11 protein-coding genes are annotated in these 12,896 nt (G+C 62.1%); 2 read left to right on the top strand and 9 right to left on the bottom strand.

Going from position 1 to position 12,896, the window contains the following annotated elements:
* Positions 1–44: 44 nt before the first annotated feature.
* On the bottom strand, positions 45–1,190 hold the full coding sequence (locus tag J2728_RS06385; protein WP_309997624.1) for a glycosyltransferase: 1,146 nt from the start codon (positions 1,188–1,190) through the stop codon (positions 45–47).
* A gap of 11 nt (positions 1,191–1,201) precedes the next feature.
* A complete protein-coding gene (locus tag J2728_RS06380; RefSeq protein ID WP_309997623.1) occupies positions 1,202–2,254 on the bottom strand; it encodes a glycosyltransferase family 9 protein in 1,053 nt (350 codons plus the stop codon).
* A gap of 412 nt (positions 2,255–2,666) precedes the next feature.
* On the opposite strand from J2728_RS06380, the gene J2728_RS06375 reads away from it, so the two are divergent.
* Together J2728_RS06375 and J2728_RS06370 are read left to right on the top strand one after the other, a co-directional pair.
* Positions 2,667–3,968, top strand: coding sequence for a lipopolysaccharide biosynthesis protein (locus J2728_RS06375; RefSeq protein WP_309997621.1), 1,302 nt, complete (start codon positions 2,667–2,669; stop codon positions 3,966–3,968).
* A gap of 28 nt (positions 3,969–3,996) precedes the next feature.
* Positions 3,997–5,262: a hypothetical protein gene (locus J2728_RS06370; RefSeq protein ID WP_309997619.1), complete on the top strand. Its 1,266-nt coding sequence runs from the start codon at positions 3,997–3,999 to the stop codon at positions 5,260–5,262.
* Here the strand turns inward: J2728_RS06370 and wzy are convergent.
* The 7 genes from wzy to J2728_RS06335 form a co-directional block, all read right to left on the bottom strand.
* Positions 5,249–6,637, bottom strand: coding sequence for an O-antigen polysaccharide polymerase Wzy (gene wzy, locus J2728_RS06365; RefSeq protein ID WP_309997618.1), 1,389 nt, complete (start codon positions 6,635–6,637; stop codon positions 5,249–5,251). The two genes, J2728_RS06370 and wzy, sit on opposite strands and share 14 nt — an antisense overlap.
* A gap of 75 nt (positions 6,638–6,712) precedes the next feature.
* Positions 6,713–7,714 carry an ADP-glyceromanno-heptose 6-epimerase gene (gene rfaD / locus J2728_RS06360; RefSeq protein ID WP_309997617.1) on the bottom strand — a complete coding sequence of 334 codons (1,002 nt, stop codon included), beginning with the start codon at positions 7,712–7,714 and terminating at the stop codon, positions 6,713–6,715.
* Positions 7,711–9,174, bottom strand: coding sequence for a D-glycero-beta-D-manno-heptose 1-phosphate adenylyltransferase (gene rfaE2 / locus J2728_RS06355; RefSeq protein ID WP_309997616.1), 1,464 nt, complete (start codon positions 9,172–9,174; stop codon positions 7,711–7,713). The genes rfaD and rfaE2 overlap by 4 nt, the downstream gene beginning before the upstream one ends.
* 10 nt (positions 9,175–9,184) lie before the next feature.
* Positions 9,185–10,444 carry a WcaI family glycosyltransferase gene (locus J2728_RS06350; protein WP_309997613.1) on the bottom strand — a complete coding sequence of 420 codons (1,260 nt, stop codon included), beginning with the start codon at positions 10,442–10,444 and terminating at the stop codon, positions 9,185–9,187.
* Positions 10,444–11,754: a UDP-glucose dehydrogenase family protein gene (locus tag J2728_RS06345; RefSeq protein ID WP_309997611.1), complete on the bottom strand. Its 1,311-nt coding sequence runs from the start codon at positions 11,752–11,754 to the stop codon at positions 10,444–10,446. Before J2728_RS06345 ends, J2728_RS06350 begins: the two co-directional genes overlap by 1 nt.
* 213 nt (positions 11,755–11,967) lie before the next feature.
* Positions 11,968–12,540: a D-glycero-alpha-D-manno-heptose-1,7-bisphosphate 7-phosphatase gene (locus J2728_RS06340; RefSeq protein WP_309997609.1), complete on the bottom strand. Its 573-nt coding sequence runs from the start codon at positions 12,538–12,540 to the stop codon at positions 11,968–11,970.
* The coding region (locus J2728_RS06335; protein WP_309997608.1) for a transketolase-like TK C-terminal-containing protein at positions 12,537–12,896 on the bottom strand (360 nt) is incomplete at its 5' end. The genes J2728_RS06335 and J2728_RS06340, both read right to left, overlap by 4 nt.

Genomic DNA, 12,896 nt, shown 5'->3' with positions numbered 1-12,896 from the left:
TGCAGCTTCCAAAGAAGGGTCCTCGCCTTGGCGTCGACCGTGGATCACAGCAGCGATCTTATAGTCGCGATCAGGGCTGGCGCCGTGTTGCGAACATCGAAGCTGCGCTCGAACAGCGCACGCGCCGAACGTCGCATTCCATCCTTTTCGCCGTCAGATAGCCCACACCAACGCCTCAGCAGCGCTTCTGTCCCTTCGAGGTCATCGGGCGCGACGAGGCCGGCGCCGCCCTCCTCCACCTCTCTCCAGATGTTGACCTTGTCGCTGATCAGGACAGCCGCGCCACAGGCCAGAGCCTCCGCGACGGCAATGCCGAAGTTCTCTTGGTGTGAGGGCAGGATGAAGACTTCCGCGCCCCGCATCGCGCCCCACTTCGCGTCCCCGAACAGCGGTCCGGGCCAATGGATGCGATCTGCGACATCCAGCCGGGCGGCCAACGCGCCAAGCTCCGGGCGCCAGTCCGTCGCATCGGGACCAGCCATGACCAGATCAAGGTCAGGACGCTCCTTGGCGACGCGCGCGAAGGCCTCGACCAGCAGGTCGCAGCCTTTCTTGCGATGGATGCGGCTCAGAAACAACGCATACCGCCTATCCCGCAGACCGGGCGTCGCGTCCTGGAAGGCCTTGACCTGAGCGGCGGTCGCCGCGGGAGGATCTACCGCGCCGTAGCCGACTACCTCTTCCGGATAGCGATGGCCCAGGAAGACCCCGCGCGCCTGTCTGCGCTCCTCTTCGCACGTGAAGAAGACGCGCTTGGCCCCGGCCGCCACGCGCCCCTCGCCGATCCACCAGAACAGCTGCTTCAGCCAGTGCTTCAGCGGATAGGTCTGGCGGAACCAAGGATCCATCATGCCGTGGGTAAAAACGAAGTACGGCGTCGGCCCGCCAGGCAGTACGCGCGATGCCCCCATCGCCACGTAGTTCCAAAGGCCATGCACGACAACAGCGTCATATTTATGGACGTTCTCGCGCAGCCAGGGCACGAAGCGGGGCGTGTACCCGTATCGCGAGAAACGTCCGCCGCCGCCATTTCCCAAGGCATGTACGGGCATCGGAAAGGCAGCCAGGAAAGCGGCGTCGGGCGCGTCGAGGCTGGCGACCTCACGTGACACGGTGTCCCGCGTCACCTCGTTCTGCCGGACAAGGCCTTCGATCGGACCGCCAGAAGCCGGATCCACCGTGGCGATCAAGTGCAAAAGCCTCACGACGCGGTCACCTCCGTAGCGGCGGCACGCGGCATGTGGGTCGCCACCATTTCCATGATGGCCTCCTGGACGGCGTCCACCGAAATGCGTTCGACACCCGCCGTGTCATGCAAGATGCGATGCCGCGCGCCGAACGGGTGCCATTTTCGTGGTCGGTTGATGACACCGAACATGCCGATGCACGGCGCGCCCGCCGAGGCCGCCAGGTGCATGGGCCCGCTGTCATGGCCGACGAAAAACGCCGCGCGTGTCAGCAGCGCGGCGGTTTCCCGCGGCGCCAGTTTTCCGCAAGCGTCAAGCCACGGGCCTTTCCAGAGCGCGCCCAGGGTTTGGGCGCGCGCGCTGTCCTCCGCGCCGCCCACGAACACGAGAGGCAGCGACAGGCTCCGCGCGATCTCCCCGAAGAGCGCGATCCAATTCGCCTCGCCCCAGTCTTTCTCGACGACCTTGCCGCCCGTGTTCACCGCCATGAATGGCTGATCGAAGGGCGCCTCCAGCAGGCTCGCCGCCTTGGCGTGTTCGTCGGGTGTCAGGTTCAGGTCGAAGGCGTCGGGCGCCAGCAGGTCGATAGCCCCCAGGGGCGCCAAGCACCGGGCCAGGCGGGAGGCCTCCGGCTCGACGACGCCGGCCTCGTCCACGCGGTTTATGGCCAGATCGGGTCTCGTCGGAGCGCCAATTACCTTGCGGATCCCGCAGGCGCGGAAGAACACCAGGTCGCGCCACACCGCCAAGCGTCCACGTCCGCCGCCGACATAGACCAGCGTGTCTATGCGCTCCGCCCGGATGCGGCGAGCGAGCGCGACCAATGCCGCCGGATCACGCAGTCCAACGGGGTAGGCGATGGCGCGGTGGATGAAACCGCCATCGCGAAGGATGATCTCAAGGGGCGCGGCCTTGCTGGATACTGGCCGATTGGTCAGGACGATGCGCTCCGCGTTCGGAAAGGCCTCCATGATCCGGCGGAAGCACGGCACGGCCACCACGGTGTCGCCGAGACTGCCGAGGCGATAGATCAGCACCTTGCTCGGCGCTCTGGCGGCGTCAGACATGAAGGGCTCGACTTTCAGTTGTAAAAAGGTGGCGGCGCAAGGCCGGCAAAGCGCTCGGCGGACATGGTTCATGGCTTCGCAATGATCGGCGCGCCCCACAGCCCAACTGCGCTCTTACCGAGCGAAAGAGCCATAGTGTCTCGCAAGGCGAGCGTAAAGTTTGGACCACTGATATAGAGCCTACACATTGGAGAAATGTCGGTGACAAAGACATTTTTTTCCGCGCAAGAAGACTAATAGCTGCACTTGAGATCGACTCGGTGGCGTTGCCGGCATAGCTGCACAGCAACCCATTGGCGTCGCGTGGGGATGATTTATGACAAGCACGGCTCGGACACGCCTGGTTAAAGGCCTGGCGAGCGCGATCTATGGCCGGGGCGTCCTGATCCTTGGCCAGGTCCTGACCGTCCCTGTGCTCATCACGCGCTGGGGCGCGGGAGGCTACGGGGAATGGCTGGCCCTCACCGCGCTGACCACTTACCTCGCCTACACCAATGTCGGCGTGCCCGGCACCGTGCGATCGGACATGGCCATGGCCGACGGACGCGGAGACCGCGCCGCCGTCATTCAGTCCTTCCAGACCTGCCTCGCCCTGGTCGGTGGTATCGGCCTGACCGCGGGCCTCGCCTTCGCCATCGCGATTCGCGTCTTGCCGATGGGCCAGATCCTCAACGCCAGCTTCATGGGCGCGGACCAGGTGACGTTCGTGCTCACCGTCCTGGCGGCTCAAATTATCATCTACACGACCGGCAACGTGGTGCAGGCCGCGCTCAGCGCTCTGGGCCGATATGGACTGGCCACCTTCATCGACGCCACGCGGCAGCTCGGCGAGTTCTCGGGCCTACTGCTCATGGTCGGCCTATTCGCCGCGAGGCCGGAGCAAGCGGTGCTAGTCTATCTGATAACCTCCGGCCTTTATCTCATGGCGCAGCTGGTATGCCTTTACAGGACAGCGCCCGACCTTTTCGCTGGCCTGCACCTCAAGAAGTCCGTCATCGGGCGGCTTTGGCGTCCGATGCTGGGCGTGCTGTCGATGAGCCTGGGCTACTACGGCATGACCGTGCAGGCGCCGCGGATCATTCTCGCTGGCGTCGCGGGCCCTTCGGCCGTCGCGCTCTATTCCGTCACGACCATGCTCATGCGCATGGTGCGCATCCCGATCGACATTCCGGCCCACGCCGCCACGGTCGAACTCTCCATGGCCGTCGGCAGAGGCGACTACGAAGGCGCGCGCGGGCTCCTCAAGGGCACCACCCGGTTCTCGATGTGGCTGGCGCTGGCCGCCATCCCCTTCGTCGTTCTGGCGGGACCGACCGTGATTACGGTTTGGACAGCGCACCGCATCACCCCGTCCTACGAGCTGCTGCTAATCTGCTGCGCGTCCACCGCCTTCTTCTCGCTGTCGCTGCCAAGCCAGGAAGCGCTCATGTCGGTCAACAAGCTGGATCGCGCGACGTTCTGGATCGTCGCGATGGCGCTTCCCTATCTCGGCCTCTCCTGGTTTCTCGCCAGGCACATCGGCCTGAACGGCGCGGCGCTCAGCGTGCTCGCCATGGACGTCGCCTACGCGGGCATTTCGCTATTCTGGGTGACGCGCTTTTTCGATATGCCCGCAAACAGCCTTTTCGAGGCACTCGCGAAGCCACCCTTCGACCTCGTCTCTCGCGAATTCGGCCTTATATCGACAAGGCTTCGAAAGCTCTCGACCAAGTGAGCTTCGCCTAGTCGCGAAAATGCCCAAAATGCCCATTCCCCCTGATCGACGCGAATTCCTCACCGCACTCACGTCCGCCCTCGTGGGCTCCAACAACTATGTTGGAGGCACGGCGCGGCTAGCGGATTTCGGAGCGAAGGGAGACGGTAAGGCCCTCGACAGCGAGGCCATAAACCTAGCCTTGCAGGCTTCCGCCAAAAACGGATCCACGGTCCTCGGCACCGCTGGCGCGATTTACAGACTGAATTCCGTAGGCACTAAGTTCTTCGTGAATCCTATGGGTCAGAAGATATCGAAAAAATACTGTATCGAAGTTCCGGATGGTGCAAGCGTCGACTTCAGAAATTCGATTCTGTTAGTGGACAACAACGAAGACGCCATTGCCCTGAGCAACAAGAATACTCACGCCCTAGGCGATCGAATTTCTATTAGAAATGTTACCGTCGATGGTAACTTCGGCGACAGAACAACTCCGATGATATGGTTCCACGGAACCACTACGAGCACGTTTGAAGATATCGGAATCAAAAACTGCAATTATACTGGATGCGTATTCACGTCGGTATCAGATTGTAAGTTAGACCGAATTTACGCAACAAATATAACCGGACAAGCAATAATGCTTGGAGGAACTCCGGGACAGAACATATCTAGATGTATTATAGGAAAAATATCAGCCTCAAGGATACGGAAATATAGAAACCCTCACCAACCAGGAAATCCTTTTCTAATTGGCGGAATCGACGTTTGTATATCCAGCATAACTGCCGAAGACTGCGACGCAGGGATCAAAATATCACCCGGATCAAATCGAGTTGAAATTATTTCGGCGGAATTTCGAAGGGGCAACACTCAAAATTCCGGGATCAAGATCCAGGGGTCGCCCGAACACCCCTGTACCAGGATAAAAATACATACCGTCGTCAGTGAAGACTGCTTCGGCAGCGGCATCTTCATCCGCCATGCGCACGATTGCGACATGACCTCCTATACCGGCATCAACAATGGTGCCGGCGCGAAGGATGCGGATATCTCAATTTCTGGCGAACATATCAGGATACGAAGCGCGATTTCGCGGGGCTATCGGCACGGCGCCCTATACGTAGCCCCTGCTTCCACAAGCGTGCACATCGGCAAGCTGGATATTCGGCGAGCCGGCTCGAACGCCTTCAAGCCGACGATCGATATCGTCGAAGGAAGTGTCGAAATCGACGACCTCAGCATCCCGCGCGGCAACCAGATCAGGCACGGCAGCAAGGCCTCCGCGCGAATTGCTCATCTCAGGAGGACTTAGTCCGACGAGCCCCCTGGCTCGACCACTGAGTCAGAAGCATCGCCATCGCGACAACCAGCAGTATCGTAAGCACCTGGATGACTAGGAACTCTCGAAAAAAGTAAGCAAAGGCGTTGCGCTGGAACCAAAGCGCGTTCGGTAGACTTGCGAGACAGACCGCGCTGGCGACCCCTTGCCAGCCCGTTGCACGCGCCCGAACGTAGAGCCAACGGAAGCCGAGAACCATGACAAAGGTGACTAGCGCCACGACGGCGAAGCCTCCGACGGCGAACGCCTCCCCAAAGAAAGAGAACCCCCAACCGCCGCCGCGGAAATAAGCCGCGCGGGTCACGGTTTCGGAAAACCGATCATTCAGACTAGTAAAAATCGCGCGACCAAATACGAACTGGGGCAACGACATCATCGGCGCCAGAAAATAGTCGCCCGCCATCGGAAGGGCCGTAACCTGACCATTGTAAGCGGACGAGGCCGTAGCATAGAGGATGATCGTCTCCCCACCAATGGACTGGGCGCTAGACTGGTTTGAGAAGCCCGCCAGGGACTTTTCGCTCAGGGCTTCCGAGAACGAAATGTTGTTGATCCTGAGATAACCGGCGTAGCTGAACACCACGAGGCCGACAAAAATACCGGCCAAGATGGCGGCGACGCGTGACGCGCTCCTCACCCTGATAACCCGCGCAGCATAAATGATCGCCGGTATAATGAGATATTTTCTCTGCATATGAGTAATATAAAGGAAAATAAACGGAGCAAAGTTCAATAAAAGAATATCAACTCTTCTCTTTACGCCACTCGATAGATGGAGGCAGAGGCCAGCAACCGCCAACGGCACGCCAAGCAAAAGAATTCCTGATCCGGCCGCATGTCGCGCCAGGAACATTTCACCGTATTGTTTGTTCCCCGTAAAAACTGTCCCATTCTGAAGAACATAGAATGCGGTGAGAATAACACTAATAGAGGACGCGATTATCGACGCCCGAAGCCAGACATCTTGCCTTTCCGGAGCATCACGGCGCTCGACCTTTGCCCCCCGAATAAGAACTACCGAGAGGCCAATTGAAAAAATGACCGCTACCGATGCCGTGGCATAGATCAGATACGCTCCATAATAGGATAGACCGAAGTTAAGCGTACCGGATTCCGGCATCGTAAAGAGTGGAAGACCGCCATATATGGCCAGAGAGGTCGCCACGATGACCACAGGATCCGACAGTCCCTGCCGGACCATCATCATTCCAATTGTGAACCCAATGAGAACGATTGGAACGAGCGTTTTCGGAGCGTCTGGAAAACCGAGCTGAATAAGAAACGCAACGACCGCAAGGCAGCCGAAGCCGAAAGACAAGCTCGCGATTTTACGATCTTCAGCGACCAAGAGGGCTCCGTTATGCCTGTGCTCAACGACCGAAATCGTTAGAAGGCTAGGAAATTACCCAACCTCCAGAAGGAATTACCGATAGGCTTCCTCCGTCGCGAGATAGCCTAGCACGTAGTCTGATACACCATCTTCAAGGCTTGTGAACGGCTTGCCGTATCCCGCGGCGACGAGCCGATCCATCCGCGCCTGCGTGAAGTACTGGTACTTGTCGCGAATGACCGCCGGCGTGTCGATGTAGCTGAGGCGCGGCTCCTGACCCGCGACCTTGAACACCGCTGTCGCGAGATCCTTGAAAGAACGCGCTTGGCCAGTGCCCAGATTGAAAACGCCGCTGACGTTCGGCGCGGTCAGCAGCCAGACGGCGACTGACGCGCAATCCCGCACATAGACGAAGTCGCGCAGCTGGCCGCCGTCGGCGTAGTCAGGGCGGTGCGAGCGGAACAGGGAGACCGTCTCGCCCTTTGACGCCGCCGGCCACACTTGGTGAACGACCGAGCGCATGGAGCCCTTGTGATACTCGTTCGGCCCGTAGACGTTGAAGAACTTCAGACCCGCCCACTGAGGCGGCGCGAAGCCGCGATCAGCTTGGCGGCGCGCATGAATGTCGAAAAGCGCCTTCGACCACCCGTAGGCGTTCAGCGGGCGCAGCGCCTTGAGCGAGGCCTCGTCGTCGGCGTCGTCGAAGCCGAGAGCGCCATCGCCATAGGTGGCCGCCGACGAGGCGTAAATGAGCCGCGTTTCGTGCTTGGCGCACCAGGCCCACAGCGCCTTGGACAGCGAGAAGTTGTTGTGAATGATCAGGTCCGCGTCAGGCTCGGTCGTGGAGGAGATCGCGCCCATGTGGATAATGGCCTCGACCTCTCCCTGGCGCTCGTCAAGCCACGCGAACATGGCCTCGGGCGCGACGAAGTCCGCGATGGGCTGCTTGGCGATGTTGCGCCACTTGCCGCTCTCGGCGCTGCGCAGGCGATCGCAGACCGCGATGTCGTAGTCATCGCGCGCGCACAGCTCGGCGACGATGTTCGAACCGATGAAACCGGCGCCGCCCGTAACGAGAATCCAACGCCGGCTCATGCGACACCCGCCATGCGACGGATCGCGGCCGTCGTGGAGTAGCCGTCCACCAACTCCACCAACCTGACCTCGCCACCATAGGCCCGGACCTCCTTGGCGCCCACGACCTGATCCTCCGTGTAGTCACCCCCCTTCAACAGCACGTCGGGCCGAAGCGCCTCGATAAGACTCAGCGGCGTGTCCTCGTCGAAGGGGACCACAAGATCCACCGACGCGAGGCTGGCCATGACCAAGGCGCGAGATTCCAGGCCGTTGACCGGCCGACTATCACCCTTCAAGCGCTTGACCGAAGCGTCGGTGTTGAGCGCCACGATCAGGCGGTCGCAATTTCGGCGCGCGTCGGCGAGATAGGTGACGTGGCCGCGGTGAAGGATGTCGAAACAACCGTTGGTGAAGCCGACCTTGAGGCCGCTTTCGCGCCAGGCTTCCACGACCGCGGCCGCGCGGGTCAGGCTGGTGACCTTGGCTTCGACCGGAGTCAGGTGAGCGGAGAGTTCGCCCTCGATCAGTTCGGCTGGCGTGATCACCGCGGTGCCGGGCTTACCGACCACGAGGCTTGACGCCAGCAACGCCAGTTCCGCCGCTTCGACCAGGCCATGGCCAGCGCTGAGCGCGCAGCCCAGCGCGGCGAGGCAAGTGTCGCCCGCTCCGGAGACGTCGAACACGGCCTTCGGCGCGGCCTTGAAGTGCCGGACCGGCTCGCCACGCACGCCCAGGGACATGCCCTTCTCGGAACGTGTCACGAGGATCGCCTTGGCCGAGCACTCGGAAAGAGCCTTGGCCAGGGCCACCTCGGCTTCGGCGTCGGTACCCACGGGCAAATCCACCACCAGCGCCAATTCCTTGGCGTTCGGCTTGATCAGATCGACCTCGCCGTACTTGGCGAAGCTACGCCCCTTGGGGTCGACGATAACGGGTATGCCGCGCGCCTTGGCCGCGCGAAGACAGGCCTCCACGACTTCGGTGGTGACGACGCCCTTGGCGTAGTCGGAGATCATTAGCACGCTGGCGTCCGCCGTTTCGCTGATCTGGGCCGCCAAGGACGCACAGGTCAACGACGAGACCGCGTAGGCGTCTTCCTCGTCGACGCGCAGCAGTTGCTGACCACCGGCCACGAACCTCGTCTTCACGGTCGTACGCCGCCCGGCCTCGGGCACCAAGCGGCCCGAAAGTCGCGTCTCGCCAGCGACCAACTGGTCAAACTCGCTCGCCGTCGGGTCGTCGCCAACGACGCCGACCAAGACGGCATGCGCGCCCAGCGCGGCCACGTTCCGCGCCACGTTACCGGCGGCGCCAAGCATCACGGCCTGGCGGCTACGGCTAAGTACGGGGATGGGGCCTTCAGGTGAGATTCGGGCGACGTCGCCATAGACGAAGCGATCGATCATCACATCGCCAAGGCAAAGCACTTTTGCCTTGGCGATGCCCTCAAGGAGATGTTGCAGGTGCGAGAGGTCCATGGTCGAAGCCTCAGTATTTTTCGTTTGGAACGAGCGAAGCTGGCGCGCCCCGCCATTCGGTGACAGCGGCGACGAACCGCTCGATGACGGTCGCCTTGGCCAGCGACGCGGCTCTTTGCAATCGCGCCGCGCTGGCGTCCGGATCGGCCCCCGCCCCTGACTCGCGCGCGATAGCCTCGGCCATCGCGCGCGAGTCGCCCGGCGGCACGAAGGCGCAAGAGTCGCCCAGGAATAGCGCCAGCTCCGTGCCAGCATCGGCGGTCACGAGGATACGGCGGCCCGAAGCCAGCATACCTCCGAGCTTCGAAGGCAGCAGCAGATCGGCGGCCCCGCGCTCCTGGGGCAGGACGTGCAGGTCGGCGAGACCCAGGAAGTCGTTGAAGCGCTCCTCGGGCTGAAATGGCTTCACCCGAAGATTAGGCAGCGATTTCGCCGCTTCCTCGAGGGCCGGACGCATGGGCCCATCACCGGCGACGACAAAGACCACCTCGGGGCGGTCAGCCAGAAGACGGGCGGCCTCGATGAGCAGGCCAACGCCCTGCTTGGCCCCAATCGCCCCGGCATACAGGACGACGAAGTCCTTGTCGGTCAGGCCGAGCTCATCCCGGTAGGGCGAAGCGCCGGCCAGCGGCTTGATGCGATCAACATCCACCCAGTTCCGGATCATCTCGACCCGGTCGGCCTTCACGCCCTTTTCGACGATCTTTTCGGCCATGCGGTGCGAGATGGTGATGACGCGGTCGAAGCCCTTCATCACCACGCGCTCGAACGCCGCGCCTAGCTTGGCCAAGAGCCCCCCTTTGCGCAGATGGCCGACGGCGAAGGCCGCGTCGATCTCTAGGTCCTGTACGTGAAGCACGACCTTCGCGCCGACCAACTTACCCGCCAGCAAGGCCATCGGCGCCACGAACAAGGTTGGCTCGACCGCGAGGACGACATCGGGGCGCTGCTTCAGGATCTGATAGAAGGCCACCGGCGCCGAGGTCAGCGCGAATGTGAGCGGCGCCAGCAGGCGCTTGAAGCCCTTCATGTCCGCGTCAAGATAGAGTGGGCAGCGGAAGACGGTCGCGCCGGCGACCATCTCTTTGAACCAAGCCTTGGCGGAATAGCCGTCGCGCGCCTTCCACCCCGGATAGTGGGGCGCGGTGGTGACGACGCTGACCTCATGGCCGATCGAGACCAAGTGCTCGCCGATCTCACCCGTATAGCGCCCTACGCCCGTGAATTCAGGGGCGTAGTTCATCCCGTAGATAAAGATGCGCCGCGACATCACGATGCCCGGCCAATGCTGGCGTAGGTGAAGCCATACCGGACCATCTCGGCCGGCTTATAGACGTTGCGCAGGTCGACGACGACCGGAGCCTTCATCAGCAGCTTGACGCGGTCGAGATCCAGAGCCCGGAACTGGTCCCACTCGGTCAGGATGACCAGGGCGTCGGCGCCCTCGGCCGCCTCGTAGGCGCCGGCCTTGAAGTTCACGCCTTCCAGCATGTGGGCGGCTTCCTTGGCGCCTTCGGGGTCGAAGGCCTGGACCTGGGCGCCCATGGCCTGCAGGGCCGGCAGGATGTCGAGGCTGGGGGCGTCGCGCATGTCGTCGGTGTTGGGCTTGAAGGTCACGCCCAGCACACCGATCGTCTTGCCGACGAGATCCGTCGAGCCGATGGCCTCGGCCACCTTCGTGGCCATGGCCTTCTTGCGCGCGTCGTTGACCTCGACCGTGGTCTCGATCAGGCGGGTCGGCGCGCCGTATTGCTGGGCGGTCTTGACGAGCGCGATGGTGTCCTTGGGGAAGCAGCTGCCGCCATAGCCCGGGCCGGCGTTCAGGAACTTGCCGCCGATCCGCTTGTCCAGGCCAATGCCCTTGGCCACCGATTGGACGTCGGCCCCGACCTTCTCGCAGAGGTCGGCCATCTCGTTGATGAAGGTGATCTTCATCGCCAGGAACGCGTTGGCGGCATACTTGATCAGCTCGCTGGTGCGGCGGCCGGTGAAGACGATCGGGGTCTCGTTCAGGCTCAGCGGACGATAGAGGTCGCGCATCACCGCCTGGGCCCGCTCGTCGTCGGTGCCCACGACCACGCGGTCGGGGCGCTTGAAGTCCTCGATCGCCGCGCCTTCGCGCAGGAACTCGGGGTTGGACACCACGGCGAACTGGGCGTCGGGGCGGACCTTCTTAATGATCGCCTCGACCTCGTCGCCGGTGCCCACCGGCACGGTCGACTTGGTGACCACCACCGTGAAGCCATCGATCAGGCCGGCGATCTCCTCGGCGGCGGCATAGACGTAGGAGAGGTCGGCGTGGCCATCGCCCCGGCGCGTGGGGGTGCCCACGGCGATGAACACCGCGTCGGCGTCCTTGATCGCCTGGGCGCCGTCCAGGGTGAAGAACAGCCGGCCTTCACGGACGTTGCGGGCGACCAGGTCATCCAGCCCCGGCTCGAAGATCGGGATCTCGCCCCGCTCCAGCCGCTCGATCTTGCTCGGATCCTTGTCGATGCACGTCACCACGTGACCGAAGTCGGCGAAACACGCCCCAGACACCAGGCCCACATAACCCGTGCCAATCATCGCTACGCGCATCGAAGGTTCCCCACAACAACATCCCCGTTCAAACAACGGGACAAACAGTTAGAAATTTCACTCGCGTAGGTCGATCAAACAAGCAATCGAAACATACGCTCCCAAAGCCTTTATGGTCACATAACTGCGACCCTTTCACAACGAACTCAACTCACTCGACTGCGAAAACAAATAAAAAGCTCGCGATCGATGCAATATCCAAATTAAGACATCTCAGGATGTCGACCGCCGAATCTCACCAAACGTCTCGAATCCTTGGATATGAAAGCGAGCCACGATCTTGCTGCGTAAGAACGCCGCGAGATCACCACCAGTATAGAGATAGCCCTCCATGCCGGCACGGTTGGCCGCTTCAACGTCGGAAGCCTTGTCGCCAACCATGCAGGCCTCCTCGGGCCGTAGCGCCCAGTCAGCCAACCCGCGAAGGATCATTCCAGGATTGGGCTTACGATCCGGATGATCGGGATGACGATATCGCTCGATGAGCGCGCTCTCGTGATAGGGGCAAGAATAGAAGGCGTCGACCTTGGCGCCAGCCTCCGATAGCCCAGCTTGGATGGCCGCATGGAAGCCGTCGACAGCCGCCTCGTCGAAATAGCCCCTGGCGACACCCGATTGATTGGTGACGACCAAAACCTTCACGCCCGCCTTCGTCAGCTCCGCGAGGATTTCGCGCGCGCCCTCGACCCATTCCAGCGCCTTTGGATCATGCACATAGCCATGATCGACATTGATCACGCCGTCACGGTCAAAGAAGACAGCCCGTAAGACAGGCCTGTCGATCACAGGAGGCCCTCCGAGGCCGCTTCGGCGACGGCTTCGGCGGTGATGCCGAACTTCTGATAGAGCACCTCGAACGGGGCGGAGGCGCCGAAGCTCTTCATGCCGACGAACTTGCCGGTTTCGCCGATGAAGCGCTCCCAGCCCATCTTGATGCCGGCTTCCACGGCGACGCGGACCGGGGCCTTGCCGATGACCGACGCCTGGTAGGCGGCGTCCTGCTTGTCGAACAGCTCCCAGCAGGGGGTCGAGACGACGCGGGTCGGCTTGCCCTGGGCCTGCAGGATGTCGCGCGCGGCGACGGCGACGCCGACCTCGGTGCCCGAGGCGAAGATCGTCACCTGCGCCTCGCCGCCTTCGGC

This window comes from Caulobacter segnis, from assembly GCF_031454995.1.
Taxonomy (GTDB): domain Bacteria; phylum Pseudomonadota; class Alphaproteobacteria; order Caulobacterales; family Caulobacteraceae; genus Caulobacter; species Caulobacter segnis_E.
This window is presented reverse-complemented; position numbering and strand designations above follow the sequence as displayed.

Excerpts from the sequence above, each read along its gene's own strand:
- J2728_RS06380 (WP_309997623.1), bottom strand. The coding sequence starts at position 2,254 with ATGTCTGACGCCGCCAGAGCGCCGAGCAAGGTGCTGATCTATCGCCTC.
- J2728_RS06370 (WP_309997619.1), top strand. The coding sequence starts at position 3,997 with ATGCCCATTCCCCCTGATCGACGCGAATTCCTCACCGCACTCACGTCC.
- rfaD (WP_309997617.1), bottom strand. The coding sequence starts at position 7,714 with ATGAGCCGGCGTTGGATTCTCGTTACGGGCGGCGCCGGTTTCATCGGT.
- rfaE2 (WP_309997616.1), bottom strand. The coding sequence starts at position 9,174 with ATGGACCTCTCGCACCTGCAACATCTCCTTGAGGGCATCGCCAAGGCA.
- J2728_RS06350 (WP_309997613.1), bottom strand. The coding sequence starts at position 10,444 with ATGTCGCGGCGCATCTTTATCTACGGGATGAACTACGCCCCTGAATTC.
- J2728_RS06345 (WP_309997611.1), bottom strand. The coding sequence starts at position 11,754 with ATGCGCGTAGCGATGATTGGCACGGGTTATGTGGGCCTGGTGTCTGGG.